At 68.7% G+C, this 25,113-nt stretch carries 25 protein-coding genes and 1 tRNA gene; 14 read left to right on the top strand and 12 right to left on the bottom strand.

Going from position 1 to position 25,113, the window contains the following annotated elements:
• Together VHS75_RS15785 and mfd are read left to right on the top strand one after the other, a co-directional pair.
• Positions 1–345: a succinate dehydrogenase assembly factor 2 gene (locus VHS75_RS15785; RefSeq protein WP_414694337.1), complete on the top strand. Its 345-nt coding sequence runs from the start codon at positions 1–3 to the stop codon at positions 343–345.
• A gap of 28 nt (positions 346–373) precedes the next feature.
• Entirely contained in the window at positions 374–3,826 is a 3,453-nt protein-coding gene (gene mfd / locus VHS75_RS15780; protein WP_329639589.1) for a transcription-repair coupling factor, read from the top strand.
• A 9-nt stretch (positions 3,827–3,835) separates the two neighbouring features.
• Here mfd and VHS75_RS15775 read toward each other — a convergent pair whose 3' ends face one another.
• Both VHS75_RS15775 and VHS75_RS15770 read right to left on the bottom strand, forming a co-directional pair.
• Positions 3,836–4,357, bottom strand: a complete 522-nt coding sequence (locus VHS75_RS15775; protein WP_329639567.1) for a hypothetical protein — start codon at positions 4,355–4,357, stop codon at positions 3,836–3,838.
• A complete protein-coding gene (locus tag VHS75_RS15770; protein ID WP_329639566.1) occupies positions 4,357–5,688 on the bottom strand; it encodes a diguanylate cyclase domain-containing protein in 1,332 nt (443 codons plus the stop codon). The genes VHS75_RS15775 and VHS75_RS15770 overlap by 1 nt, the downstream gene beginning before the upstream one ends.
• 120 nt (positions 5,689–5,808) lie before the next feature.
• Between VHS75_RS15770 and VHS75_RS15765 the strand changes: the two genes are divergently transcribed.
• Both VHS75_RS15765 and VHS75_RS15760 read left to right on the top strand, forming a co-directional pair.
• Complete coding sequence (locus tag VHS75_RS15765) at positions 5,809–6,573, top strand: SDR family NAD(P)-dependent oxidoreductase (RefSeq protein WP_329639565.1); 765 nt, start codon at positions 5,809–5,811, stop codon at positions 6,571–6,573.
• Between the two features lie 61 nt (positions 6,574–6,634).
• Positions 6,635–7,780 carry a CaiB/BaiF CoA-transferase family protein gene (locus VHS75_RS15760; protein ID WP_329639564.1) on the top strand — a complete coding sequence of 382 codons (1,146 nt, stop codon included), beginning with the start codon at positions 6,635–6,637 and terminating at the stop codon, positions 7,778–7,780.
• 206 nt (positions 7,781–7,986) lie between these two features.
• On the opposite strand, the gene VHS75_RS15755 is transcribed toward VHS75_RS15760, so the two are convergent.
• Entirely contained in the window at positions 7,987–8,427 is a 441-nt protein-coding gene (locus VHS75_RS15755) for a YciI family protein (RefSeq protein ID WP_329639563.1), read from the bottom strand.
• Between the two features lie 147 nt (positions 8,428–8,574).
• Here VHS75_RS15755 and VHS75_RS15750 point away from each other — a divergent pair, with 147 nt between their 5' ends.
• Positions 8,575–9,492, top strand: coding sequence for a YihY/virulence factor BrkB family protein (locus tag VHS75_RS15750; RefSeq protein ID WP_329639562.1), 918 nt, complete (start codon positions 8,575–8,577; stop codon positions 9,490–9,492).
• Here VHS75_RS15750 and VHS75_RS15745 read toward each other — a convergent pair.
• The 3 genes from VHS75_RS15745 to VHS75_RS15735 are packed head-to-tail and all read right to left on the bottom strand — an operon-like array spanning position 9,467 to position 10,532.
• The gene (locus VHS75_RS15745) at positions 9,467–9,697 is read right to left on the bottom strand and encodes a sulfurtransferase TusA family protein (RefSeq protein WP_329639561.1); all 231 of its coding nucleotides are present in this window, start codon (positions 9,695–9,697) and stop codon (positions 9,467–9,469) included. The two genes, VHS75_RS15750 and VHS75_RS15745, sit on opposite strands and share 26 nt — an antisense overlap.
• A 31-nt stretch (positions 9,698–9,728) precedes the next feature.
• On the bottom strand, positions 9,729–10,262 hold the full coding sequence (locus VHS75_RS15740; protein WP_329639560.1) for a hypothetical protein: 534 nt from the start codon (positions 10,260–10,262) through the stop codon (positions 9,729–9,731).
• A gap of 12 nt (positions 10,263–10,274) precedes the next feature.
• Positions 10,275–10,532: a hypothetical protein gene (locus tag VHS75_RS15735; RefSeq protein WP_329639559.1), complete on the bottom strand. Its 258-nt coding sequence runs from the start codon at positions 10,530–10,532 to the stop codon at positions 10,275–10,277.
• 134 nt (positions 10,533–10,666) lie between these two features.
• On the opposite strand from VHS75_RS15735, the gene VHS75_RS15730 reads away from it, so the two are divergent.
• Positions 10,667–11,776: an S-(hydroxymethyl)glutathione dehydrogenase/class III alcohol dehydrogenase gene (locus VHS75_RS15730; RefSeq protein WP_329639558.1), complete on the top strand. Its 1,110-nt coding sequence runs from the start codon at positions 10,667–10,669 to the stop codon at positions 11,774–11,776.
• Positions 11,777–11,818: 42 nt separating this feature from the next.
• On the opposite strand, the gene VHS75_RS15725 is transcribed toward VHS75_RS15730, so the two are convergent.
• Positions 11,819–12,568: a hypothetical protein gene (locus VHS75_RS15725; protein ID WP_329639557.1), complete on the bottom strand. Its 750-nt coding sequence runs from the start codon at positions 12,566–12,568 to the stop codon at positions 11,819–11,821.
• A 159-nt stretch (positions 12,569–12,727) separates the two neighbouring features.
• Between VHS75_RS15725 and VHS75_RS15720 the strand changes: the two genes are divergently transcribed.
• Positions 12,728–16,378 carry a CHAT domain-containing tetratricopeptide repeat protein gene (locus VHS75_RS15720; RefSeq protein WP_329639556.1) on the top strand — a complete coding sequence of 1,217 codons (3,651 nt, stop codon included), beginning with the start codon at positions 12,728–12,730 and terminating at the stop codon, positions 16,376–16,378.
• 24 nt (positions 16,379–16,402) lie between these two features.
• Here the strand turns inward: VHS75_RS15720 and VHS75_RS15715 are convergent, their stop codons facing one another.
• Both VHS75_RS15715 and VHS75_RS15710 read right to left on the bottom strand, forming a co-directional pair.
• Positions 16,403–17,143, bottom strand: coding sequence for a glutathione S-transferase N-terminal domain-containing protein (locus VHS75_RS15715; protein ID WP_329639555.1), 741 nt, complete (start codon positions 17,141–17,143; stop codon positions 16,403–16,405).
• Positions 17,144–17,234: 91 nt separating this feature from the next.
• On the bottom strand, positions 17,235–18,971 hold the full coding sequence (locus VHS75_RS15710) for an N-acyl-D-amino-acid deacylase family protein (protein WP_329639554.1): 1,737 nt from the start codon (positions 18,969–18,971) through the stop codon (positions 17,235–17,237).
• A 171-nt stretch (positions 18,972–19,142) separates the two neighbouring features.
• Between VHS75_RS15710 and VHS75_RS15705 the strand changes: the two genes are divergently transcribed.
• The 4 genes from VHS75_RS15705 (at position 19,143) to VHS75_RS15690 (ending at position 21,523) form a co-directional block, all read left to right on the top strand.
• Entirely contained in the window at positions 19,143–20,747 is a 1,605-nt protein-coding gene (locus tag VHS75_RS15705) for a tetratricopeptide repeat-containing glycosyltransferase family protein (RefSeq protein ID WP_329639553.1), read from the top strand.
• Positions 20,740–21,138 (top strand): DUF6165 family protein, encoded by a 399-nt coding sequence (locus VHS75_RS15700; protein WP_329639552.1) that lies wholly within the window; start codon positions 20,740–20,742, stop codon positions 21,136–21,138. The genes VHS75_RS15705 and VHS75_RS15700 overlap by 8 nt, the downstream gene beginning before the upstream one ends.
• A gap of 79 nt (positions 21,139–21,217) precedes the next feature.
• Positions 21,218–21,385, top strand: a complete 168-nt coding sequence (locus VHS75_RS15695; protein ID WP_329639551.1) for a Flp family type IVb pilin — start codon at positions 21,218–21,220, stop codon at positions 21,383–21,385.
• A gap of 48 nt (positions 21,386–21,433) precedes the next feature.
• Positions 21,434–21,523 (top strand) — tRNA-Ser (locus VHS75_RS15690).
• Positions 21,524–21,606: 83 nt separating this feature from the next.
• On the opposite strand, the gene VHS75_RS15685 is transcribed toward VHS75_RS15690, so the two are convergent.
• On the bottom strand, positions 21,607–21,933 hold the full coding sequence (locus VHS75_RS15685) for a hypothetical protein (RefSeq protein WP_329639550.1): 327 nt from the start codon (positions 21,931–21,933) through the stop codon (positions 21,607–21,609).
• Positions 21,934–22,016: 83 nt separating this feature from the next.
• On the opposite strand from VHS75_RS15685, the gene VHS75_RS15680 reads away from it, so the two are divergent.
• The 3 genes from VHS75_RS15680 to VHS75_RS15670 all read left to right on the top strand — a co-directional run bounded on the left by VHS75_RS15680 (position 22,017) and on the right by VHS75_RS15670 (position 24,615).
• Positions 22,017–22,493 (top strand): hypothetical protein, encoded by a 477-nt coding sequence (locus VHS75_RS15680; protein ID WP_329639549.1) that lies wholly within the window; start codon positions 22,017–22,019, stop codon positions 22,491–22,493.
• A gap of 87 nt (positions 22,494–22,580) precedes the next feature.
• A complete protein-coding gene (locus VHS75_RS15675) occupies positions 22,581–23,759 on the top strand; it encodes a hypothetical protein (RefSeq protein ID WP_329639548.1) in 1,179 nt (392 codons plus the stop codon).
• Between the two features lie 205 nt (positions 23,760–23,964).
• Positions 23,965–24,615 (top strand): hypothetical protein, encoded by a 651-nt coding sequence (locus VHS75_RS15670; RefSeq protein WP_329639547.1) that lies wholly within the window; start codon positions 23,965–23,967, stop codon positions 24,613–24,615.
• A gap of 131 nt (positions 24,616–24,746) precedes the next feature.
• Here VHS75_RS15670 and VHS75_RS15665 read toward each other — a convergent pair whose 3' ends face one another.
• Together VHS75_RS15665 and VHS75_RS15660 are read right to left on the bottom strand one after the other, a co-directional pair.
• Complete coding sequence (locus VHS75_RS15665; RefSeq protein WP_329639546.1) at positions 24,747–24,989, bottom strand: hypothetical protein; 243 nt, start codon at positions 24,987–24,989, stop codon at positions 24,747–24,749.
• Positions 24,990–24,991: 2 nt separating this feature from the next.
• On the bottom strand, positions 24,992–25,113 hold a 122-nt coding region (locus VHS75_RS15660; RefSeq protein WP_329639588.1), incomplete at its 5' end, for a transposase domain-containing protein.

Below are 25,113 nucleotides of genomic sequence, written 5' to 3'. Positions count from 1 at the left end.
TTGCAGCATAGCCGACTGGCGCTTGCCGACCGCGCGCTCTATATCCGGCGCCTCTTCATGACGACTGACAGTGACGCCCGGCTGAAGAAGCTGAGGTTCCGGGCCTGGCGCCGGGGCTTCCGGGAAGCGGACCTCATTCTGGGGCCGTTCGCGGACAAGCACGTCCCAGATATGAGCGCATCCGAACTCGACACGTTCGAGGTGCTGCTTGAGGTCCCAGATCAGGATCTCTACGCCTGGATCGTCGGTACGGCGGAGACGCCCGCCGAGTTCGATCACGAAATCATGAACCAGATCAAAGCCTTTCGCTTTGAAGTTGGCTTAGGTGAAGCGCGTGGCGGCTGACGGTTCACGGCCCATCAGCGCCGCGGAGATGCGCCGCGTCGCCGACGATCCCGGCCGCCTCGACCTGATCGGCGCGCCGGAGGGCTTCGACGCCCTGGTGATGGCCGACATCGTGCGCGCCCGCAAAGGCCTCACGGTGTTCGTGGCGCGCGACGGGACCCGGCTTTCGGCCTTCGCCGACGCCTTCCGCTTCTTCGCGCCGGAGGTCGAGATCCTGACCTTCCCGGCGTGGGACTGCCTGCCCTACGACCGGATCGGGCCCTCGGCCGGCGTGGCGGCGCAGCGGATGACCACGCTGTCGCGGCTGAGCGCCGGCCTGGACGAGAAGACGCCGCGTCTCCTGGTCACCACAGTCCCGGCGCTGGTCCAGCGGGTGCCGCCGCAGTCCGCGGTGGAGCGGGCCGGCTATTCGGCCCGCACCGGCAACATGGTCGAGATCGCCGATCTCGAGGCCTATTTCGCGATCAATGGCTACCAGCGCGCTTCCACCGTCTCGGAAAAGGGCGAGTTCGCCATCCGCGGCGGGGTGATTGACGTCTTCCCGCCATCGGCCGAGGAGCCGGTGCGCCTGGACCTGTTCGGCGACACTCTGGAATCCATCCGCGCCTTCGATCCGGAGACCCAACGCTCCACCAGGCAGCTGAAGGACGTGAGCCTGCTGCCGGTCAGCGAAGCGTTGCTCGACAAGGAGGCGATCTCCCGCTTCCGCGCCGGCTATCTCGAGACCTTCGGGGCCGCCGGCGATGATCCGCTCTATGCCACGGTCTCTGAGGGCGGGCGCCGAGCCGGCATGGAGCACTGGTTGCCGCTTTTCTATCCGCAGCTGGCGACTCTGTTCGACTATCTACCGGCGAGTTCGGCGATCGTGCTGGATCACCTGTCGCGGGAGGCGCGCGATGAGCGCCTGGCCGTGGTCCTCGACGCCTATGAGGCGCGCTCCAACACCGAGCGGCGGATCCACTATCATCCGCTGGAGCCGCACAAACTCTACCTGACCAAGGACGAGTGGCAGGCCGAGCTCGCCAAGCGCGCCACCCGGCGGTTCTCCGCCTTCCAGGAGGCCGAGGGCGACACGGTCATCGACATGGGCGCGCGCGCCGGGCGCAGCTTCGCGCCGGAGCGTCAGCGCGACAGCGTCAATCTATTCCAGGCCACGGCCGACCATGCCCGCACCCTGGCCGCGGCCGGAAAGCGGGTGCTGTTCGCGTCCTGGTCGGATGGTTCGTCCGATCGCCTGGGCTCGATGCTCGCCGACCACGGGCTGAACGACGTCCCATACGCCGCCTACTGGGACGCCGCCAAGGCCGCCAGTCCGAAGACGCCGCAGCGGGTGGTGCTGCCGCTGGAAGCCGGCTTCGAGACCGATACGTTGGCGGTCATCTCCGAAACCGACATCCTGGGCGACCGGCTGTCGCGGCCGCGGCGGAAGCGCCGCGCGTCGAACTTCCTGGCGGAGGCTTCGTCGCTCTCGCCCGGCGACATCGTCGTCCATATCGACCACGGCATCGGCCGCTACGCCGGCCTGAAGACCCTGGACGTGCAGGGCGCGCCGCACGACACGCTGGAACTGCACTACGGCGGCGACGCCAAGCTCTACCTGCCGGTTGAGAACATCGACCTGCTCACCCGCTACGGCGCGGAGTCCGAGGGGGTGATCCTCGACCGGCTGGGCGGCGCGGCCTGGCAGGCGCGCAAGGCCCGCGCCAAGGAACGGCTGCGCGAGATGGCCGAGGGCCTGATCCGCATCGCCGCCGAGCGCGCCACCAAGACCACCGACCCGATGGCGCCGCCGCATGGCGTGTTCGACGAGTTCTGCGCTCGCTTCCCGTATGAGGAGACCGACGACCAGCTGACCGCCATCGGCGACGTGCTGGAGGATCTGAGCGCCGGCAAGCCGATGGACCGGCTGATCTGCGGCGACGTGGGGTTCGGCAAGACCGAGGTGGCGCTGCGCGCGGCCTTCGTCGTGGCGATGAGCGGCCATCAGGTGGCGGTCGTGGCGCCCACGACCCTGCTGGCGCGTCAACACTACAAGACCTTCACCGAGCGGTTCGAGGGCTGGCCGGTGAAGGTACGCCGGCTGTCACGCCTGGTCCCGGCCAGGGAAGCCGCCGAGACCCGGGAAGCGCTGAAGAACGGGGAAGTCGAGATCATCGTCGGCACCCACGCGGTGCTGTCCAAACAGGTGGGCTTCCGCAACCTCGGCCTAGTGATCGTCGACGAGGAGCAGCACTTCGGGGTCAAGCACAAGGAGAAGCTCAAGGAGCTTCGGGCCGACGTGCACATGCTGACGCTCACCGCCACGCCGATCCCGCGGACCCTGCAGATGTCGTTGTCCGGCATCCGCGAGATGTCGATCATCGCCACGCCGCCGGTCGATCGTCTGGCGGTGCGGACCTATATCACGCCCTGGGACCCCGTGGTCATCCGCGAGTCCTTGTTGCGCGAGAAGTACCGCGGCGGTCAGGCCTACTATGTCGCCCCGCGCATCTCCGACCTACCGGAGCTGCAGCGGTTCCTGCGCGAGCAGGTGCCGGAAGTGAAGTTCGTGGTCGGCCATGGCCAGATGGCGCCGACCCTGCTCGAGGAGGTGATGAGCGCCTTCTACGACGGCCAGTACGACGTGCTGCTGTCGACCACGATCGTGGAGAGCGGGCTGGACATCCCGACCGCAAACACCCTGATCATCCACCGCGCCGACATGTTCGGCCTGGCCCAGCTCTATCAGCTGCGTGGCCGGGTCGGGCGGGCCAAGTCCCGCGCCTATGCCTACATGACCACGCCGGCGGAGAAGCAGATCACGCTCTCGGCTGAGAAGCGGCTGAAGGTGTTGCAGTCGCTGGACAGCCTGGGCGCCGGCTTCCAGCTGGCCAGCCACGACCTGGATATCCGTGGCGGCGGCAACCTGCTGGGCGAAGAGCAGTCGGGCCACATCAAAGAGATCGGCGTCGAGCTCTACCAGCAGATGCTGGAGGACGCGGTCAACGAGCTGAAGACCCGCGCCGGCGCCGAGGCCACCGACAATGACCGTGGCTGGTCGCCGCAGATCAACACCGGCGCGGCGGTGCTGATCCCCGAGGAATACGTCCCCGATCTCAACGTGCGCCTGTCGCTGTATCGCCGCCTGTCGGACGCGGAAAAGGCGCAGGACCGCGAAGCCCTGGCCGCCGAGCTGATCGATCGCTTCGGACCCCTGCCGCCGGAGGCCGGGCAGCTCCTGAAGGTCGTGGCCATAAAGGGCCTCTGCCGCGAGGCCAATGTCGCCAAGATCGACGTTGGGCCGAAGGGCGCGGTCGTCACCTTCCGCAACGACGATTTCAAGAATCCCATGGCCCTGATTCAGTTCGTGGCCAAGAATCAGGTCGCCTGGCGCGTACGCCCCGACAACAAGGTCGTCGTGAAGGGCGAATGGGAGACGCCCGAGCAGCGGCTGAACGCCGCCGAGCGTGTGCTGACCGAACTGGCGCGCCTGGCCGCCTGAGCCGCGGGGTTAGGGAAGGCTCGCCTGAGCGCGGGCCTCGTTGAGCAGCCGCGTGGCCCGGATGAAGATCTCGATCCGGCCCGCGCAGACCAGACCGACCGACATGACCAGGAGCGCGTCGGGCAGCGCTATGGCCCAGACGCCCAGCGTCGTCCCGTTCTGCTGCGCCAGGTAGCGGATGCCGAAACGGACCGCAAAGACCGCCAGGATGACCAACATGCCGAGCGGAGAGGCGCGGCTGGTCAGCTCGTGGGTCAGCGGATCCACCGTGATTTGGGTGAAGCGCGCGCGCCACCAACCGAGTCCCGCTCCGACCACCAACCCCGCGGCATCCAGCGCCAGGCCAAGGGGCGCCGGCATGCCTTCGGCGCTCAAGGCCAGGGCGATCAGGGCGACGATGATCACGGGCGCGACCCACATGGCCTCGATGCGCAGCCGCCGCGCGCGGGCGTTGCGCAGGATGACCAGCGCGACAGCGAAAAGGGGAAGCAGGTTGGTCCAGGCGGGCGCGTTCGGGGGAGGACCGTGCATCAACTCGCTTTCAGGCCGTGGGCATGGGCGGCCGCCTCTTCGAGCGCGCGCCCGGCGCTTTCGGCGGACGTCACTGGCGCGACGCCTAAGTCGAACTCCACCACGAAAGGCGGGGCGCCGTCACCGGCCTCGAAGGCCGTGCAGCCGATCACCGCGGCGATGCGCTCGCCGGCCAGCCGGCCGTTGGGGCCGGGCGTATTAGGAAGCGCCAGGGCGAACACCTCCGGACCCAGGCGCGCGGCGGTGTCTTCCACCCGCACCAGGCGGCTGACCATAGAGCCGATCTGCGGGATGGCGCGGTCGAGCCAGCCGCTGGCGCGGGCGGCCTTCAGCTCGGGCTTCTCGGCGACTTTGAGCACACAGACGCTGAGGGCGCGGTTGCGGACCTTAGCGGCGGCCGCCAGCCGGCCCAGATGGGCGGCGAACAGATCGCGGGTGAAGAGCCCGGTGGAGGCGTCCATCAGGCCGGAGGTGCGCGCCTGTTCCAGGGCTTGGCGCACGCCCATCTGGCGGCGATAGCTGCGGGCCAGCTCGACGATCCGGCGCGCCGTCTCGCTTTCGGGGGTCTCCGGCGAGGCCACGTCCGACAGGCCGCGATGGAAGGCCTCCGAGGTCGTAACGTAGGTCTCCTTGCGCATGTAGAGCAGGGCGGGCGTGTGATAGAGGCGGGTGTTGCGGCGCAGGCCCGCGGCGATCGACAGCGCCTCCTGCGGATTGTCGCCAGCCCACAGTACAACCGCATCGAATATCCGCTCGTGCAGGTAGTCGAAGGCCGTGTAGGCGGTGAACGCGCCCACCACGTCGGCGCCGTTGCGCAAAAGGGCGTTGGACAGCGCCAGGAACTGCGGGGCAGGCTCGCCGATCGCCAGGACACGATAGGGGCTGACGTCGGTCTCCGGTGGCTCGAACTTGCGGCCGAACTCGGCGAAGGTCTCGGTGCGAAGGTCGAATTCTTCCTCGGCGACGGCGGTGCGGACGAGGGTCTCCAGCCGCATGGCGGCCTGGGCCGGATGCAGCGGGGCGGCCAGAGTCACATCGAAGCCGTAGGTCTCTAGGATCGGGTCCGGATCGCCGATGGCGATGACCGGGAGTCTGCGCGGCGCACAGGCGGCCTTCAGCCGGCGGGCCAGACCCAGGGCCTCTTCGCCGACTCCGCGCAGATCGATGATCGCAGCTTCGATCTGGAGGTCGGAAATGGCGGTGACGGCCGCGAACTTTCCGCGCGCTGTGATGGTGCGCCAACCCAGGCGGTCCAGCCCCTCGGCGAGCGGTCCCGCCAGGGTGTCATCCCGCGCCACGATCAGGATGCGGGCCTGGACGCTCGACGACATCTATTTCCTTTCTTAGGACCCCAAGTTGGCCCGAAGACATGACTCGACCGGCACGATAGACGCAGAGCTTAGGCTGCGACAGGTCAAGAAGGGTTAAGGGTGTTGAAGATGGATGCAATTTTGCAAGGAAAGGTTGCAGTCATCACTGGGGCCTCCGGCGGCCTCGGCGAGCACTTCGCAAGGGTCCTGGCGCGCGAGGGCGCCGCTGTGGCTGTGACGGCGCGGCGAGTGGAGAAGGTCGAGGCGATCGCCGGCGAGTTGGCCGGGCAGGGGCATCGGGCCATGGCCCTGCGGCTGGATGTCGCGGACGCCGAATCCATAGCGCCGGCCTTCGGCGAGATCGAGGCGGCGCTGGGGCCGATTTCGATCCTGATCAACAACGCCGGCGTCAGCGGCGACGGCATGGCGTTGGACATGACCGTCGAGCACTTCGACGACACCTTCGCGGTGAATGTCCGCGGGACCTATTTCGCGGCCCAGGCCGCCGCGAGGCTGATGATTGCCTCCGGCGTGGCGGAGCGCGGTGAAGGGCGGATCGTCAACATCGCTTCGGTGGCGGCGCAGACCAACCTGCCGGGATTGTCGGCCTACTGCGGGTCCAAGGCGGCGGTGGCGATGATGACTCGGGTGATGGCGCGGGAGTGGGCGCGGCGTGGCATTTCCGTCAACGCGCTCGGCCCCGGTTACATCCTCAGCGGCATCAATGACGCGTGGTTCGAGACCGAGGGCGGCGCCGCGCAGATCAAGCGGTTCCCGCGCCGCCGCCTGATGCAAGAGAGCGACCTGGACGCGGCCCTGCTGATGCTGGCCGGGCCCGCCGGCGCGGCGATCGCCGGCAGCTTGATCATCATCGACGACGGCCAGAGCCTGCCGGGCGGCGGCTAGCGCTTGGCTGACCGAGGGGCAGGGCGCTTTACTTGTGCGTCAAGACCAAGGGAGTGAGACGATGCGTCAGGGACCGCTGACCGGACTGAAGGTGGTGGAGTTCGCTGGGATCGGGCCGGGCCCGTTTTGCGGCATGCTGCTCTCCGACCTGGGCGCGGACGTGGTGCGGATCGACCGCAAGGGCGGGCGCGGCGGCGCGCCCAGCGACATTACGGCCCGCGGCCGCCGCTCGGTGGCGCTGGACCTGAAGAGCCCAGCCGCCATCGAGGCCTGCCTGAAGCTGATGGAAAGGGCCGACGCGATCATCGAGGGCTTCCGCCCCGGCGTGATGGAGCGGCTCGGCCTGGGGCCGGATGTGGCCCTGAAACGCAATCCCAAGCTGGTGTTCGGCCGCATGACCGGCTGGGGTCAGACCGGCCCCTACGCCAACGCCGCCGGCCACGACATGAACTACATCGCCATCACCGGCGCCTTGCACGCCATCGGCACGGCGGAGAAGCCCGTGCCGCCGCTGAACCTGGTAGGCGATTTCGGCGGTGGCGCGCTCTATCTAGCCTTCGGCCTGCTGGCGGGCGTGATCCAGGCGCGCGAGACCGGCCAGGGTCAGGTGATCGACTGCGCCATGAGCGACGGGGCGGCCTCGCTGATGGCCATGTTCTACGGCTTCAAGGCCTCGGGCATGTGGAAGGAGGAGCGGAGGCAGAACCTGCTGGATGGCGGCGCCCACTTCTACGACACCTACCAGTGCGCCGACGGCAAGTGGATCTCCATCGGCTCCATCGAGCCGCAGTTCTATGCGCTGTTGCTGGAGAAGACCGGCATCATCGATCCGCAGTTCGCCCGCCAGATGGACCGCTCAGTCTGGCCGGAACTGCGCGAGAAGCTGGCCGCCGCCATCGCCGGCAAGACCCAGGCGCAGTGGTGCGAAATCATGGACGGCACCGACGTCTGTTTCGCCCCCGTCCTCGACCTCGACGAGGCGCCCAAGCATCCGCACAACGCCCAGCGCCAGACCTTCGTGGAGGTGGCCGGGGTCATCCAGCCCGCGCCCGCGCCGCGATTCTCCGTCACGCCGGGCGCGATCCAGGGTCCGCCGCCGGCCGTCGGGGCCCACGACCGCGAAGCTCTAGCCGACTGGGGCTTCACGCCCGGCGAGATCGACGCCCTGAGCGCCGGCGACACACTGGTGAAAGATACGGTTTCCTGACGCGGCCGTTCAGCTTGGGTTCAGCCGGCAGGTCCCACAGTGACCCCCAGGTTGTTCGCCGCGCTCTCCCGTCCCTCGAAGCGACGGATAACCTGATGGAACGACACGCCCATCGGCGGCGCGCCACCCTAACAGGTGGCGCGCCGTTTCTCTTTCGGCGATCTGGGCGTCGCGCTAAGAGGCGGCGCGCCGGTTCTATTTGGAGGTCAGGCCGGCGCCTTCGGGGCGTTCATCGCCTGGCGCTCGCGCCATTCCTGCTCTTCGGCGATCAGTTCGGGCGTGGCGACCTCGCTGAAGTCCTCCGGCTCGAAGAACGGGCGGATCTCCAGGTCGAACGGCCTGTCGCCGTCGGTCGGCGCCTTGCGGGCCCAGTCGATGGCGTCCTGCAGGGACGTCACCTGCCAGATCCAGTAGCCGCCGATCAGTTCCTTGGTCTCAGCGAAGGGACCGTCGGTGACCATGGCCTGGCCGCGCAACAGACGCACCCGCGCGCCCTTGGCGCTGGGCCGCAGCCCGCCGCCGTCGAGCATGACGCCCGCGGCGATCAGCGCGTTGTTGAACGCGCCCATGGCCTCGATGTACTCCGGCGTCGGCAGGGTGCCAGCCTCCGACTCCGGATTGGCCTTCACGATCACCATCACCCGCATCGCTCTAACTCCCTTCAGCCTTCGCCCGGCGGCGCGCCCGGCGTCTGCCCGTAACGACGAACCAACCCTGCCCGGGCCGACAGGTCGAGCGGATTTGTTCAGCGCCCGCCTTGCGGAGGGCGCCGTTCCTCCGCACTTTCGCCCGTCATGACGGCTCTCCCGTTCATCTCACGGCTGCGCGCCGTCCAGTGGAATCCGTTCTTCTGGGCGCAGATGACGGTCCTGACCGTGGGTCGCGCGCTGACCCGGCTCTGGGGCCGCGACGTGATGCTCTACACGGGCGGCGTCTCGTTCTTCGTCCTGCTGGCGATCTTCCCGGCGCTGGCCATCATGGTCACCCTCTACAGCCTCCTCTCCAGCCCCCTGCAGGCGGAGCACGAGGGCGAGGTGCTGGCGCTGATCGTGCCGGAGGGCGCCCGGACCATCGTGCAGCAGGAGCTGATCCGCCTGGCGCACGCCCCGCATGTGGCGATGTCGGCGCAGGGCGTCTTCGCCCTTTTGGTCGGCCTCTATGCCGCGCATCGCGGATTCAAGGCGATGCTGGCGGGCCTGTCCTTCATTCATGACGAGGATGAGCCGATGGGGTTCGTCGGCTTCAACCTGCTGGCGCTCGCGGTGCTGGTGGCGACCTTCGCCGTGCTCGGCGTGATGTCGGCCATCTTCCTGGGCCTGCGAGTGGCGGGCTCGGCTTTCGACCTGAAGCCCTTCGAGGGCGTGCCGTGGCTCTACAGTGAGTGGACCTGGGCCAGCGTCGGCCTGACGCTCGGCATGGCGCTGATCTACCGCTGGGCGATGTCGCGGCGGCCTGTGCGGTGGCGTGCCTCGCTGCTGGGCGGGTTCAGCGCCGCCGTCCTCTGCCTCTTCGCCTCCTGGGCCATCGGCTTCTATGTGGAGGGGATTTCCCAGCTCGGCGCCACCTACGGCTCGATCGCCACGGTGGTGATCTTCCTGATCTGGCTGTCGTGGAACGTGAACGCGATCTTCTACGGCGGCGCGCTGGCGACCGAGGTGGAACTGGCGATCGACGCGCACGGCCCGCCTAAGGCTTCGCCACCAAAAAGCTGAAGCCGCCTTCGCACTCGTCGCGGCTGAGGATTGCGGCACCCACCTCGGCGGCGAAGTGAGGGACATCCACGCGCGCCATCGGATCGTCGGCCAGCAGGCGCACATGAGCGCCGGCCGGCGCGGCCTCCAACGCCTTCCGCAGACGGAGCGTCGGCACGGGACAGCGATGTCCGCGGGCGTCGACAAGGATTTCGGCGTCAGCCATGGCGCCGCATACAACGGCGGGGCCCGCGAGCCTAGCGGGGCGCCGCACCGGCGGCGACGGAGCCGGCGGCTACGGCGGTCGGTCCTGGGGCGCCGGAGGTTCCGCTCGGGCCCAGGGCGCCGCCCACCGGCGTCACGGTGCGGCCCGAAGCCACCGTTCCGGGCGTGGCGGCGCGCGCGGGCGCAGTCGCGCTGGCGGCGACGGCCAGGGCCGAGGCGTTGATCGCGGCCTGGGCTCCAGCGCCGCCCGCCGGGCCGACGCCGGGGCTGGCCGGCAAGGACCCGTTGGAGTTCGCCGGCGGTGAGACCGCGGCGGTCTGCGCCAGATCGGCGCTCGCCGCGCCGTTGCTTCCGCCGCCGAAGGCCGCGCCGCCGCCCGCGGCCGTGGTCGCTGGGCCGGATGCGGCGGTGGACAGCCGGCCGGCGCTGCTGCTGTCAGTCCCGGCCGGCAGCGACGTATCCATGACGCTGACGGTCGTGGTGTCATCCTTCTTGCCGCAGCCGGTGAGCAACAGAGCGCCCGCGGCCGAGGCCAGGAGGATGAGGCGTATCGATCTTGCGTGCATGGGCTGCGCTCCTCAGCCCGCTCGGCGGATCGGGGTCCGCAGGCGTTCGGACTTCAGCAGGTTCCAACCCTCCCGGGTGAGCACGAAGGCGTATGGGGAACCGCGCCAGCCGTTGGCGATGGCGGCCCCGCCGGCCCGCTGCATCAGGCGCCGGCCGCAGAGGTGCAGGCACAGGCCCATCACCATCGGGTCGCGGTCGAACAGGGGTTCGCGCAGCGCCGCCAGCAGGACGTCACGTTCGAGGTCGGAGAGTTCGAGAGGCTCGCTCATGTTGGCGTAACGCCGATGTGGGGTCCGCGTTGCGCAAGCGGCGCCACAAGCCGCTTATGCGCTTCACAATCGCGTGCGGCTGGGGAATGGTCGCGCCCGCAAATCAGCCCCCAGAGAATCTCACGAGGACGCCCATGAAGACCCGCGCCGCCGTCGCATTCGAGGCCAAGCGGCCGCTGGAAATCGTCGAGCTGGACCTGGAAGGGCCCAAGGCCGGCGAGGTGCTGGTGGAGATCAGGGCGACGGGCGTCTGCCACACCGACGCCTACACCCTGGACGGCCTGGATTCGGAAGGTCTGTTCCCCTCAGTCCTGGGCCACGAGGGCGCGGGCGTGGTGGTCGAGGTGGGCCCTGGCGTCACCAGCGTGAAGCCGGGCGACCACGTGATCCCGCTCTACACGCCGGAATGCCGGCAGTGCAAAAGCTGCCTTTCCCGCAAGACCAACCTCTGCACCGCGATCCGCGCCACCCAGGGCAAGGGGCTGATGCCCGACGGGACCAGCCGGTTCTCCTATAAGGGCCAGACCGTCTTCCACTACATGGGCTGCTCGACCTTCTCGAACTACACGGTCCTGCCGGAGATCGCGGTGGCGAAGATCCGCACCGACGCCCCCTTCGATAAGGCCTGCTACATCGGCTGCGGCGTGACCACCGGGGTCGGCGCGGTCGTCAACACCGCCGACGTCGAGCCGGGGGCTAATGTAGTGGTCTTCGGCCTGGGCGGCATCGGCCTCAACGTCATCCAGGGCGCCAAGATGGTCGGAGCCTCGATGATCGTCGGCGTCGACATCAATCCGGCGCGCGAAGACTGGGGCCGCCGGTTCGGTATGACCCACTTCGTGAATCCCAAGACGGTCGAGGGCGATCTGGTGGCCCATCTGGTCCAGCTGACCGACGGCGGCGCCGACTACACCTTCGACTGCACCGGCAACACCACTGTCATGCGTCAGGCCCTGGAGGCCTGCCACCGCGGCTGGGGCGAGAGCATCATCATCGGCGTGGCCGAGGCCGGCAAGGAGATCGCCACGCGGCCGTTCCAACTTGTCACCGGAAGAGTTTGGAAAGGCACGGCTTTCGGTGGCGCACGCGGGCGCACCGACGTCCCGGAGATCGTCGACTGGTACATGGACGGCAAGATCCAGATCGACCCGATGATCACCCATACGATGCCCCTGGAGCGGATCAACGAGGCCTTCGACCTGATGCGCTCCGGCGAAAGCATCCGCAGCGTGGTGGTCTACTAGGACGCCAAGCTGGATGGCCCGAGGCTCCGCGGAAGCGGAGGCTCAATCTTTTGAACCACGGAAAACACGGAAAGAGCACGGAAGGGGGCTGAGGGCCGTTTGCGGCTGAGGCAGGATTTTGTTGCGCGCTGGCGCGCGCTCTTCCGTGCTCTTTCCGTGTTTTCCGTGGTTTTCTTGTCTTGTGTTCCCTTGGCCCGTGTCGGCCAGTGGGGGCTGGGACGGCTCGCCGCCGTCGGGCGGCGTCTCGCAGAGGCTCAAGGTCAGCTCTCCGGTGAGGCCCATGTCGGCGATCATGCGGCGGGCGAGGACCTCGATGGGAAGTTCCTCGAAGTCGGGGCTGCGGGCGGCTTCGTCGAGGCGGGCGGTGAGGTCGTCGAACAGCACCTCGTAGTCTTCCTCGTCGCCCTCGGATTCGGTCCACAGCAGGCGGTTCAGCAGGTTGCGGACGCGGCTCTTGCGGTGTTCGATCCGACTGGACGCAGGGCGCGCCGGCGGGACGGGCGGCGGTGCGACCGCCTCGGCCTCGCGAGCTGCTTCTTTCGCGTCGCGGGCGGCGTCCCGTTCCAGCTTGAAGTCCAGCGCCAGGGTCAGGCGCACCACCCGCGAGGTCTTCTGGAAGGCGTCGGCCAGGGCCACCGTCTGCTCCACGTCTTCGCACTCGCGCAGCCGCACGGCGAGTTCCTTGGCCACCATCAGGCTGAGCTCGGCGAGCTCGCCCAGCATGGCCTCGGCGCGGGCCTGTTTTTCCGGCTGACGCGTCACGAACAAACAGAGAACGTCAAGATCCGCCAAAGTCAAATTTTAAGCGACATTGGTGTGGCCGATCGGAGGTTCCGCAGCTTCGCCTGTTCAGGATGCTCTGAACCTCGGCGCGGCCCAAGGCTCGCGCGCTCGACATACGAAGCGTGGGCGTGGCAGGCTGACGACGCAGGGGCGCGCGAAGGGGGCAGAGTGATCGACGTCCGCGCCGGCGTGCGCCTCGGGCTCCTCGTGCTGGCGGTGGCTGCGGGCCCGGCGGCCAGGGGCGCCGCTGCGCCGGGGGCCGCACCCACGGCCGCGGCGGTCCAGCCTGCATCGCCGCCCGCGGACCGCGCGCCGACAGCGGAGGAAGCCGCGGAGCTGGACACCCTGACTAAGGCCTACCTGGCGGCGCGGGACGCGCGCCGCTGGGACGAGGCCGAGCGGGTGATGCGCCGGGCGCTGGCGATCGAGGAGGCGACGTATGGGCCGCGGCATCCTCAGGTCGCGGTCGCGCTGGGCGCCATCGCCGACACGCTGGAGGAGACCGACCGCTACGCGCAGGCCGAGCCGCTGCTGCGCCGGGCGCTGGAGATCCGCCGCGCGGCGCTGGGGGACCGCGATCCCGACACGGCGATGGCCTATAACAACCTGGCCTATTGCGTGGACGCCCAGGGCCGCTACGCCGAGGCTGAGCCGTTGTTCGCCAGGGCGTTGGAGATCGCCCGGGCCGCGCTGGGCGAACGCAGCGCCGTCACCGCGGGCAACTACAACAACCTGGCCGCCAACCTCAGCGCCCAGGGCCGGTACGCCGAGGCCGAGCCGCTCTATCGCACGGCGCTGGAGATCCGGCTGGCCACGCAAGGCGCGCGCGATCCGGTGACCGCTCTCAGCTATGCGAACCTGGGCGGCGTGCTGTCCGCAGAAGGGCGGGCGGGCGACGCCGAGCCGATGTTCCGCAAGGCCTACGAGATCCGCCACGCAGCGCTGGGGCCCCGCGATCCGGCTCTGGCGGGCAGCCTGAACGACCTGGCCTACAATCTGGGCGACCAGGGCAAGTACGCCGAGGCCGAGCCGCTGCTGCGCGAGGCGCTGGCGATCCGGACGACGGCGCTGGGCGAGGGCTCCAGCGAGACCGCCGCCAGCCGCAACAACCTGGGGACCAATCTGGGCGCCCAGGGCCGCTACGCCGAGGCCGAGCCTCTGTTGAGCGGCGCGCTCGCCACGTTTCGCACGGCCCTGGGCGAGCGGCACCCCTCGACCGCGGCGGCCGAGACCAACCTCGCGGCCAACCTGAACGCCCAGGGGCGGTACGGCGAGGCCGAGCCGCTCTATCGCGCCGGGCTGGAGACCCGCCGCGCGATGCTGGGCGAGCGCCATCCGGCCACCGCGATCGGGCTGAACAACCTGGCCGTCAACCTGGAGGACCAGGGCCGCTACGCCGAGGCCGAGGCGCTGTTCGCCAGGGCGCTGGAGATCCGCCAGGCGGCGCTGGGCGAGGACCATCCGGAGACGGCGCAGAGCTATGGCAACCTCGCGGCCGCGTTGAAAGCCCAAGGGCGCTACGGCGAGGCCGAGCCGCTGTTCCGCAAGGCGCTGGAGATCCGCCGCGCCGCGCTGGGCGAGCGCCATCCGCTGACGGCCGCCAGCGCCGACAGCCTCGCCGCCAATCTGGACGACCAGGGCCACTTCGCCGAGGCCGAGCCGCTCTACCGCCAGGCGCTGGAGACCCGGCGGGCCACCCTGGGCGAGCGCCATCCGCTGACGGCGGCCAGCGAGAACAACCTCGCCTACAACCTCGACAGCCAGGGCCGGCTCGCCGAAGCCGAGCCGCTGTACCGCCACGCGCTGGAGGTGCGCCGCGCGGTGCTGGGCCAAGGCCATCCGGTGACCGCGACGAGCGTGAACAACCTGGCGGCGGTGCTGGACGGCCAGGGGCGGCGGGCCGAGGCGGAGGGGCTCTATCGCCAGGCGCTGGAGATCCGGCGGGCGACGCTCGGCGAGCTGCATCCGGACACGGCGACGAGCTACGCCAACCTCGCCTTCAGCCTCGGCGGGCAGGACCGGTTCGCCGAGGCGGAGGGCTATGCCCTGACGGCGGCGGACGCGATGCGCCAGCTGCGCCGGCGCGAGCGGGGCGTCGCGGAGGACCGGGACGACGGCGCGGCGGCCCCGGCCGACGACGGCGCGGCGTTCCGCATCTACCTGGCGGCCGCGGCGGGCGTGGCGGAGCAGGGGCCGGCCGAGCGCCGGCGCGTGCGCGCCCCGGCCTTTCTGGCGGCGCAGGACCTAGACCGGTCCGCGGCCGGGGCGGCGCTGGCGCAGGCCGCGGCGCGGGTCGCGGCCGGGCAGGCGGGACTGGCCGACACGGTGCGCCGCGAGCAGGACTTGGCCGTCATGGCGCGAGGCTACGAGGCGCGCCTGTTGCAGGCCCTGGGCGCCGGCGATGCGGCGACGGCGGCGACGATGCGCGGGGAGCTGCAGCGGTCGGGGGACGAGCTGGCGCGGCTGCACGCGCAGGTCCGGGCGCGGTTCCCGCGTTACGCCGAGCTGGTCTCGCCGGAGGCGCTGGACCTGGCGGCCGTCCAGGCGCGGCTCGGACCCGGTGAGGGCCTGCTGTTGATCGTGCCGTCGGACGTGGACGTGCACGTCTTCGCGCTCAGCCGGACGCACGTCGAATGGCGTCGGGCAAAGGGGGCCGCCAGGGCGGTGGCGCAGAAGGTCACGCGCCTGCGCTGCCAGACCGACCCCGGCACGTGCCAACTGGGTAGCGACCCCGGCGGCGGGGCGCCGGATGATCTGCCGCCGTTCGACCGACGGGCCGCCTTCGAGCTCTATCGCGACCTCGTCCAGCCTGTGGAATCGGCGCTCAAGGGCGTGAAGACCCTCTATGTGACCTCCACGGGGCCGCTCAGCGGCCTGCCACTCGCGGTGCTACAGACCCAGGCGCCGGGCGCGCGCCCCGGCCGCGACGCCAACAGCCTGAAGGCGGCGCCGTGGTTCGCTGACCGGTACGCGCTGGTCACCCTGCCGACGGTCTCCAGCTTGCGGGCGCTGGGCGCGTTGAAGGCGCCGGCCCACCGGGAGGCGCTGGCCGGATACGGCGATCCCGTCCTCGCCGGCTACCAAGCGGCCCAACCGCCCGCTGCGCGGCCTCGTGGTGGGTTGCGGGTATTCCGGGGCGTTGGCGCCGACGGCCTGGGCCTGGCCGACCCGGCGACGCTACGCCAGGGCTTTGCGGCCCTGCCCGGCACGCGGGCGGAGCTGACCGCCATGGCCGCGGCGCTGGGCGCGCCGGCGTCGGCGCTGCACATGGGCCCGCAGGCGACCGAGGCGGCGGTGAAGGCCTCGCTTCAGCTACCGCAGGCCCGGGTGGTGATCTTCGCCACCCACGGCCTGCTCCCGCATGCGCTGAAGGGGCTCGATGAGCCGGGGTTGGTGCTGACGCCGCCCACCGTCCCAACGCCGGACGACGACGGGGTGCTCACGGCGTCGGAAGCCGCGCGGCTTTCACTGTCCGCGGACTGGGTGATCCTCTCGGCGTGCAACACCGCCGCTGCGGACGGCGCGCCGGGGGCCGAAACGCTGTCGGGGCTGGCGAAGGCCTTCCTCTACGCCGGGGCGCGCGCGCTCCTGGTGTCGCATTGGGAGGTGGGCGACGAGGTGACCGCCGCTCTGACCGTGCAGACCATCGCGCTGAAACGGGCCCATCCGGAGCTTTCCAAAGCCGCCGCGCTGCAGGCCGCCATGCGGGCGGTGCGGACCGGCGTCCTGCCGGGCGGCAAGCCGGTGGCCGGATGGCAGCCGATCTGGGCGCACCCGGGTTCCTGGGCGCCGTTCGTGCTGGTCAGCGCCGGCGGCTGACCCAGCCAGACTTGGGCGCGCGCCCTAGACCGTCATCAGGCCGCCCTCGGGCGCGGGGCGGGCGCGCTGGTTGTAGAGCAGCTTGCGGCGGCGGGCCTGTTCTTCCGGGCTGACGCTGGCCGGGTCTTCCGGCGGGCCGGCGGTGACGGCCATGCCCTTTTCGACCGCGGGCCGGGCGGACAGCTCCTCGAACCAGCGCTTGAAATATTTAAACTCGTCCAGGTCGATGCCCTGCAGCTTCCAGCTGGCGGTCCAGGGGTAGCAGATCATATCGGCGACCGAGTAGTCGGCTCCGGTGAGATAGTGGCGATCGAACAGGCGGTTGTTCAGCACACCGTACATGCGGTGGACCTCGTCGGCGAAGCGGCGCTGGGCGTAGGACTGGTCGCCCATTTCCGGCGGCACGCGGGAGAAATGGCCGCGCTCGCCGGTCTTCGGGCCCTGGTTGGCCATCTGCCACATGACCCACTGGAGGACCTCGTACTTGCCGCGCGTGTCCTGCGGCCAGAAGCGGCCTTCCTTCTCGGCGAGGTAGAGCATGATCGCGCCGGACTCGAAGACACCGATCGGCTCGCCGCCGCCGGCGGGCGCGGTGTCGACCAGGGCCGGCATGCGGTTGTTCGGGCTGATCTTCAGGGACTCCGCCGTGAACTGGTCGCCGCGGCCGATATTCATCGGCACGATCTCGTAGGGGACCCCCAGCTCCTCCAGGAGAATGGTCACCTTCTTGCCATTGGGCGTGGGCCAGTAGTGAAGCTGGTACATGGGGCTGCGCTTTCCGTCGGGTGAGGCGCGAACCCTAGCCCGACCTCGTCCGGCCGCAAGCCGACAAGTCCTGAAGGCAGCTTGAGCCCGGCTATTCCGCCGCCAGCAGGGCCGGCGCGGTCTGCGGGCCCCTGACCAGACGCCCCGGCAGCTCGCCAGTCGCCTCGCCGTCCTCGAAGGTCACGACGCCGGAGACCACGGTGGCGCGGTAGCCTTCGGCGCGCTGCACCAGGCGGCGGCCCTCGGCGGGCAGGTCGAAGATCATCTCCGGCGCCAGGATGTTCAGCCGCTCGAAGTCGATGACGTTGATGTCGGCCTTCAGGCCCGGCGCCAGCACGCCGCGGTCGTGCATGCCGTAGAGCCGGGCGGTGTCGCGGGTCTGCATGGCCACCACCTTTTCCAGCGGCAGGCGCTCACCCCGCTCGCGGTCGCGGACCCAGTAGCTGAGCATGTAGGTCGGGAAGCTGGCGTCGCAGATCACCCCGCAATGGGCGCCGCCGTCCGACAGGCTGAGGATGGTGGCCGGGTGGTTCATCATCTCGGCGATGTGGTCGAAGTTGAACTTCGCGTAGTTCAGGAGCGGCAGGTAGATGTACCCGCGCCCATCGTTCTCCATCAGCATGTCGTAGAGGATCGCCTGGGGCTGGCGCCCCGAGCGGGCGGCCTCGGCGGCGATACTGTCCTCGGGCCGCGGCTCGTAGTCGAGGCGACCGTCGCGTTCCAGCCGGAACATGTTGCCGAAGGCGTGGGTCAGGAGCGCGCCGAGGCCGGGCGGCGGCGGCACCTCCTCATTGAGGATCGCCTCGCGGACCGCGGGGTCCTTCAGGTGCGTCAGCCGCTCGGCGAAGGGCAGGGCGGCGATGGCGCGGTAGGCGGCCTTCTGCACGAAGGGATGCACGCTCGACTGCCATCCCAGCACCATGCCGGTCGGGCGGCAGGCGATCTGAGCGGTGATCTGCGCGCCCTCGGCCCGCGCGTCCTCGGTGAGCTTGAGGAGGTCGCGCCACTTCTCCGGCTGCATCGGCGACTGCAGCATGCCGAAGGTGACGGGCAGGCCGGACGCGGCGGCGAACTGCTTCATCCAGGCGAACTCGTCCTCCGGGATCATCATGTCCGAGGCGATCTCGAACACGCCGTGACCGGCGGCGCCGACCGCCTGGCCGATGCCGACCATTTCGTCGGCGCCCGCGAAAGTGCCGGGGACCGGCTCGCCGTCCTTGGCGCGGTGGAGCTGGGTGCGGGAGGTGGAGAAGCCCAGCGCGCCGGCTTCGAGCGCTTCGCGGGTGATGCGGGCCATCTCGGCGATATCGGCGGGGGAGGCCGCCTCGTTGCGCGCACCGCGCTCGCCCATGACGTAGGCGCGGATCGACCCGTGCGGGGCCTGGGTGGCGACGTCGAGGACGAAGCTCTTGCGGTCCAGGCTGTCGAGATATTCGGGGAAGGTCTCCCAGTCCCATTTGATGCCTTCGGCCAGCGCCGAGCCGGGGATGTCCTCCACCGACTCCATCAGGCCGATCAGCCAGTCGTGGCGATCGGGGCGGGCCGGCGCGAACCCCACGCCGCAATTGCCCATCACCACCGTCGTCACCCCGTGCCAGCAGGAGGGCGACAGATAGGGGTCCCAGGTGGCCTGGCCGTCATAGTGGGTGTGGATATCGACCCAGCCCGGCGTCACCAGCAGGCCCGTGGCGTCGATCTCGCGGCGTCCGGCCGCGGTGACCTCGCCCACCTTGCTGATCAGGCCGCCGTCCACCGCCACGTCGGCGAGGCGGGGCGGACCGCCCGCGCCGTCGACCACCGTACCGCCGCGGATCACCAGGTCGTGCATCGTCGCCTCCCAGGGCTTTTGGCGGCCATCCTAGGCGCCGGCCACTGCGAAAGGGAACCGTGCCCTGGCGGAAGGCTCCGGGCCCCGGCTTGTCAGGGCGCCGCTTTTCGCGTTCAAACCCACGCGCAGCCCGCGCGGTGCGGGCCCCGGCTGACGTGTGGAGAACAGGCCTTGGCGATCGGTCCTTCGGGCGCTGAGGGAACGTCGCCCGCCGAGGCCGTCGCCGGGATGCTGCAGGTGGCCCTGAACGTCCACAAGGGCGGCGACCCCCGCAACGCGACGATCATCTACCAGGAGGTCCTGCGGCGCGATCCCGGCAATCCGGACGCCCAGCACTACCTCGGCCTGGCGTGGCATCAGCAGGGGCAGGCGGCGCGGGCTGTTGAACTGATCACTGAGGCCCTGGCGTCGCGGCCGGATGACCCGGTCATGCACGTCAACCGCGGCATGGCGCTGAACGCGCTGGGTGAAGCGCCGGCGGCGCTCGCCGACTTCGACCGGGCCCTGGCGCTCAATTCGAACATCGCCCACGCCCATCACGGTCGCGCCGTGGCCCTGCAGGCGCTCGGTCGGTTGCAGGACGCGGTCTTCGCCTTCGATCGGACTATTGCGCTCTGGCCCCGGCATGCGGGGGCGCACATGGATCGAGGCGACGCGCTGCGGGGTCTCGGCCACTGGCCGGCGGCGCTGGAGAGCTTCGACCGGGCCGTCGCCCTGGAGCCGGACAATGCGGCCGCCTGGTACAACCGCGGCGGGGCGCTGAAGGCCCTGGGCCGCGTCGAAGAGGCGGTGGCGGCCTATGATCGGGCCATCGCCATCCAATCCGACTTCGCCATCGCCCATCACAACCGCGCGGTCTGCCGGCTTCACCTGGGCGACTATGCGGGCGGCTTCGAGGAATATGAGTGGCGCAAGGCCTGTCCGACCTTCTCCGACCCGCGCTACCGACTGGAGCGTCCCTGGCGAGGCGAGCCCTTGGCGGGCAAGTCGCTGTTCGTCTATCCGGAGCTGTTCCAGGGCGACGTGATCCAGTTCAGCCGCTTCGTGGCGGCCGCCGAGCGGGCCGGCGCGAAGGTCAGCTTCGCCGCGCCGCGGGCCATGCACGCCCTGCTGCGGAGCCTCGGGCCCTCCATCGTCCTGCTGGACGAGGATGAGGTCGTCGAGGGCTACGACTATCAATCGGCCCTGATGAGCCTGCCGCACGGCCTGGGCGCCACGCTCGAAACCCTGCCGCGTGAGCCGTACCTCGCCGCCGATCCGGCCCGCGTGGACCGCTGGCGCCAGGCGATCGGACCGCAAGACTTCAAGGTCGGCGTGGTCTGGCAGGGCAGCACCGCGCCCTACGCCCTGCCGCTGCAACGCTCGTTCCCGCTCGCACAGCTTCAGAACCTGGCGGCGATCCCCGGCGTGCGGCTGATCAGCCTGCAGAAGGTCAACGGCCTGGACCAGCTCGACAGCCTGCCGCCGGGGATGACGGTGGAGAGCCTGGGCGAGGGCTTCGATCCCGGGCCGGATCTCTTCGTGGACACGGCCGCGGCGATGAGCTGCTGCGATCTCTTCATCACCCCGGACACCAGCGTTGCGCACCTGGCCGGCGCGCTGGGCGTCAAGACCTGGCTGGCCCTGCCGCAGGTCGCCGACTGGCGGTGGATGGACCGCAGGACCGACAGCGCGTGGTATCCGAGCCTGCGGCTCTACCGACAGGCCGAACCGGGCGACTGGCGCGGCGTGTTCGCGGCCATGACGGCGGACCTGGAGGCGCTGGCCCATGCCTGATGCGCCGGTGTCCTGGGGTGAGCTGATCGACAAGATCTCCATCCTGGAGATCAAGGGCCGCCGCCTCACCGAGGCCGCGGCGCTGGCCAATGTGCGCCGCGAGCTGGCCGCGCTGGAGGCCGCGGCGGCGGAGGTGGGCGGCGATCCGCGGCTGGCCGGCTGGCGCGCGGCGTTGGGCGAGGTCAATGAGGCGCTCTGGGAGATCGAGGACGCCATCCGCGAGCAGGAGCGGGCCGGCGACTTCGGGCCGCGGTTCATCGAGCTCGCCCGCTCCGTCTACCGCCGCAACGACGTGCGCACGGCCCTCAAGCGCGAGATCAACCTGGCGCTGGGCTCCGAGCTCATCGAGGAGAAAAGCTACTCGGATTATAACCAAGAACCTTTGCCCTGATTTCACAGACCATTAGCCTAGCTGTGGCAATGTGACGCCTTCAGTGCGACCTGACCGAACGGTCTGAAGGAGCTGCACAATGCTGGGCCTCGGCCAACGCCTGCTGGCGGACCGCTCCGGCGCAACCGCCATCGAATACGCCCTGATCGCCAGCCTGATCGCTATCGTGATCTTAGGCGCGGTCGGCGCCTTGGGAACCCAATTGATCGCGACCTACAACAGCGTGACGGCCGCCATCCCCGGCTAGACACGGCGGGTGGAGCGGCCCGCTTCGGCCTGCTAGAACCCGCCCTCCGGACGGGTGGCCGAGTGGTTTAAGGCAGCGGTCTTGAAAACCGCCGTAGGTGCGAGCCTACCGTGGGTTCGAATCCCACCCCGTCCGCCAACCTGACGAGATAGGCATAGGATTCTTCTCCGTTTTTTTGGTGCGGCGTGGTGGTCACCCCAACATCGACCCCAACTTTGGTTTTAGGCAGCCTTGTCCGGCTCGCCTCCAATGAACGTCAAGGCCTCCTCCAAGAGCGAAGCCAACTGCGGGGGCTGGAGGTGAGTGCCCTCGCGCTCCATTTGCAGCGCAAGCTGTAGTTTTGCAGTCAGCGCCTCTCGAGAAGAGGGGGCTGACAGAATCAGTCGCTCTATCTCGTAGAGTTGGTCGAAAGCCTTTTGCCATTCAGGGTCGCGGCCCGGATCGCGCTCGGGGTGGGAATTGACCCACAGGAGAGCCCGGCTGCGAAGGGCAAGCATGCTCGCTGGGATATGAGCAGCCGTGATATTGTTGTCGGTAGCCTGGGACATGACGAGCTCCATTCGTCGTTTCGGGTCAGGCCGGAGGGGAAGTTCCACCTTCCCTTCTGGCCGAATTACTGTTATCAGAAAACATGCGAGAGACAATCCCTGAAGGTAGGAAAAAGCGCGGACGGCCGACGGTCGGATCGGAACTGATCGGTGTACGACTGCCTCCCGATCAACTCGCGCTCTTGGACCGCTGGGCGCTGAACCAGCGGCCGCCGATCAGCCGTCCTGAGGCGCTTCGCCGCCTAGCGGCGATGGGCATGCAGCAAGAAGGAATGGTCGTGGGGTTCGACGAGTACATCGCGGGCGCTACGGGCGCCGCTGACCTCTACTTTAGGCTGGATGAACTAAGGCGGGGAGGGTTTCGCCCCGATCTGATCGGAATGTCTTTGGACGTTTGGACCAGGCTCGAACAGGAAAGCGCTTTCGCGATTACGCCTACGCCCAACGACCGTCTCTTTGATCATGTCTCGGTTCTTCTCATCCCGAAGGCTGAGAAGATCAGCATCGCCTACACCAAAACCCGGCGAGCCACCTCGCGCATCAGTGCTGATCGGGGTTGAAGAACGAGATGGCGCTGGCCACCGTCTATTCGAATGAGAGGCGAAACCCACTGTTTGGGACATAACCCGGGAAGACGGGGGGTTTTCATGGGCAGGATCAAAGCGGTCTCCCTTTGGATCGGGAAGGGCGCGGCTACCGGCGTCTTTTCCGGCACTGTCGGCTATCTGACGAAATTGGCTCTCGCCAAGTCGAAGATTCTCGACCCCCTTGGGAGTTGGCTGGGGGACCAGCTGAGCGTGAGGGTGCCCGATCTAGCCTTGTGGGCTGGCGTGGCTCTGGGCCTCACCATTTGGATCACAATCATGGTGACGCTCAGTCGAAGGTCGCGCGCTGCTCCGCTTGACGGGCTAGCCGCGATCGATCCCCGGAGCGCCTTGGGCCAAGTCATGGCGATGTCGGAGGAGGAGTTCGCGAAGCTTGGGTCCCCACCCGCGCAGTCACCCCTGGCGCTTGACGTTGGCGAAGACGGAGAGCTCTTCGAGACCAAGGGAAGCCTCTACAGCACGAAACGCACCTTCAAGGTGAGGATTTCCAACCGGGATGCGCGGAAGACCGTGAGGGGCATTACGGTTCGGATTCTCAGTACGTCGCCCGCGACGGACTACATCGGCCCCTGGATGCTAGCGGAAGGGCTTACGGTCCCTGCTGGTGACTATCACCTCGTCCCCTTGGTGTCGTATGGCGAAGCCATGGACCCCGAGAAGTTCGACTCGTCGGACTCGTTTATTCAAGTGGAGGTCGCGCGTAACGCGCTGACGATCAATACGGATGTCGCCACTATCCTTCACCTGCGGGCGACGGGTGACGACGTGGCGCCTGCGGACCTTAGGTGCCGGGTCTGGAAGGAAAACGGACGCCTCAGGATCGATGGTGTGCCGGCCGGCGACCGGTCCTCGGTGTCGGCGGCCATCCGGCGAGACGTGGGAATTGGCGAGGCCGCCTGCCGCATCGTCTTTGGAGGTTGGGGCCCTTCGATCATGCACCACGGAGGTGGCTTCCTCGGCGATATCGTTCAGGCAGTAAGCGACATGCGCCAAAGGGCTCTAGACGGCCACATCACCATTTGGGGCCGCACCCACCGCTTGGGCGTGTTCGACAAGATACCGAGTGAGTTTTGGCGCGAAAATCGTCCTGACGAACTGTCACTCTACAACCCCGACCCCGACGCCCAATCCTATACGGCCTGCGAGAACAATCGCCCCACAGTTCGCTATCTCGACCTCATGGTGAGCAAGGCGCAGATTGAAGCAGAATGGCCGCGCTAAGCCTCGCCGGCCTATACCGGGGAACGCACCCAGAAAGTGGCCGGCGGGCGCCTGCCCGCCTCATTGCTGGCGGTGAGATGACCTGCGAAGCTGAGCCGGTTGGGTTGGACTTGGCTTAACAATGGGAATGCACGATGGATGACGACCCCCATCATCGCCTCGGCCGTCAGGATGGCGCGCTCAGGCCGAAGAGAGAACGCCGGGCTTGAGTTGGCTTCAGTTCATAGCCGAACTCGTAAAGGCCTTGGCTTGGCCTTTTGTCATCGTCGTCTTGGCTGTTCTATTCAATTCGCAGATTCGCGCGCTTCTTCAGAAACTTACATCCTTCAAAGGATGGGGTTTGGAGGCGTCGTTCGAAAAGCAGGTGGCAGCCCTCGCCGTCGAAGCCGCCGCGCTTCCTGAGCCGCCCCAAACTCCCGATCAGCCCAAGGGCACATCGTCGAACGTTGCGACGCCGCCGGTTCTGGCCTTCGACGAAGCGCCCGCAAAGACGGAGGCCCGTCCCCTGATCGTCGAACGGGAGCTCTCCGGCAGCCGGGACCATCGTGACGTGCCCCGAATCCTAGCGCAGGGATGGAATGCGGCCACAGCGGCCATTCAGCGGGCATATGATGTGGCTCTGCCGGGATCGATGCCGGCGGGCTCCGACCTGCAAGCTGCCCGGCTAGCGGAGGCCGGCGTTATTCATCCCGAGACTTACTCACTGTTCGAAACCGTCAACCGGACCATCATCAGCTCGATTGCCGTATCAAATGTCAGCCGCCAGCAGGCGCTGGCCTTTGAGCGCGCGGCCGACAAGTTGGCCAGGACGATCGACTACGACCTGAAGGTCTGGAAGGCGAAGCATCCTGGGTGAGAAGGAGGGCTTTGGTCTGGCCGTATCTCACTCCTTTGCGTAGCCCTCGCGCCGAAGTTCAGCCGTAAGCGTCCGGTCATAACCCGCTCGACGTTTCGGGCCATCCGCTGCCCACGGCGCGATCTTCGGGCTCAGCTGTCCAAGTGCAGCGGGAGCAGCCGGCTGGGGTTGGCTTTGTAGATCGCGACCAGCTCGGCGAGGTTCTCGATGCCGGCGTCAGTAAAGGCGACGGTGTACTCATCGTTGAGACCGATGATGCCCAGGCAGCCATCTTCCGGGGTCATTTCGCAGGAGATCTCCCACAGCCAGCCTTCGTCTTCGCCGAGTTTCTTGGCGACGAGCGGCAGGGTGTAGACGGTTTCGATCGCGGCCACGGCTAGGCCGCCTGATCGGCTGGCGCCTGTAAGGCCTGCCAGCTCCACGGCAGGAGCTCGTCGATCCGCTTGGCGGGATGGTCGGCGATGCGACCGATGACGTCGGCCAGGTAGGCCTCGGGAT

It is taken from the genome of Phenylobacterium sp. (genome assembly GCF_036264965.1).
Lineage (GTDB): Bacteria > Pseudomonadota > Alphaproteobacteria > Caulobacterales > Caulobacteraceae > Phenylobacterium.
The sequence above is the reverse complement of the archived record's forward strand: the minus strand, read 5'-3'. Positions and strand labels throughout refer to the sequence as shown.

What these genes read in the sequence shown, in the direction of transcription:
- VHS75_RS15730 (WP_329639558.1), top strand. Translation starts at nt 10,667, where the DNA reads ATGAAGACCCGCGCCGCCGTCGCATTCGAGGCCAAGCGGCCGCTGGAA.
- VHS75_RS15745 (WP_329639561.1), bottom strand. Translation starts at nt 9,697, where the DNA reads ATGGCTGACGCCGAAATCCTTGTCGACGCCCGCGGACATCGCTGTCCC.
- VHS75_RS15740 (WP_329639560.1), bottom strand. Translation starts at nt 10,262, where the DNA reads ATGCACGCAAGATCGATACGCCTCATCCTCCTGGCCTCGGCCGCGGGC.
- VHS75_RS15775 (WP_329639567.1), bottom strand. Translation starts at nt 4,357, where the DNA reads ATGCACGGTCCTCCCCCGAACGCGCCCGCCTGGACCAACCTGCTTCCC.
- VHS75_RS15700 (WP_329639552.1), top strand. Translation starts at nt 20,740, where the DNA reads ATGCCTGATGCGCCGGTGTCCTGGGGTGAGCTGATCGACAAGATCTCC.
- VHS75_RS15685 (WP_329639550.1), bottom strand. Translation starts at nt 21,933, where the DNA reads ATGTCCCAGGCTACCGACAACAATATCACGGCTGCTCATATCCCAGCG.
- VHS75_RS15770 (WP_329639566.1), bottom strand. Translation starts at nt 5,688, where the DNA reads ATGTCGTCGAGCGTCCAGGCCCGCATCCTGATCGTGGCGCGGGATGAC.
- VHS75_RS15710 (WP_329639554.1), bottom strand. Translation starts at nt 18,971, where the DNA reads ATGCACGACCTGGTGATCCGCGGCGGTACGGTGGTCGACGGCGCGGGC.
- mfd (WP_329639589.1), top strand. Translation starts at nt 374, where the DNA reads ATGCGCCGCGTCGCCGACGATCCCGGCCGCCTCGACCTGATCGGCGCG.
- VHS75_RS15675 (WP_329639548.1), top strand. Translation starts at nt 22,581, where the DNA reads ATGGGCAGGATCAAAGCGGTCTCCCTTTGGATCGGGAAGGGCGCGGCT.
- VHS75_RS15735 (WP_329639559.1), bottom strand. Translation starts at nt 10,532, where the DNA reads ATGAGCGAGCCTCTCGAACTCTCCGACCTCGAACGTGACGTCCTGCTG.
- VHS75_RS15715 (WP_329639555.1), bottom strand. Translation starts at nt 17,143, where the DNA reads ATGTACCAGCTTCACTACTGGCCCACGCCCAATGGCAAGAAGGTGACC.
- VHS75_RS15760 (WP_329639564.1), top strand. Translation starts at nt 6,635, where the DNA reads ATGCGTCAGGGACCGCTGACCGGACTGAAGGTGGTGGAGTTCGCTGGG.
- VHS75_RS15680 (WP_329639549.1), top strand. Translation starts at nt 22,017, where the DNA reads ATGCGAGAGACAATCCCTGAAGGTAGGAAAAAGCGCGGACGGCCGACG.
- VHS75_RS15755 (WP_329639563.1), bottom strand. Translation starts at nt 8,427, where the DNA reads ATGCGGGTGATGGTGATCGTGAAGGCCAATCCGGAGTCGGAGGCTGGC.
- VHS75_RS15750 (WP_329639562.1), top strand. Translation starts at nt 8,575, where the DNA reads ATGACGGCTCTCCCGTTCATCTCACGGCTGCGCGCCGTCCAGTGGAAT.
- VHS75_RS15695 (WP_329639551.1), top strand. Translation starts at nt 21,218, where the DNA reads ATGCTGGGCCTCGGCCAACGCCTGCTGGCGGACCGCTCCGGCGCAACC.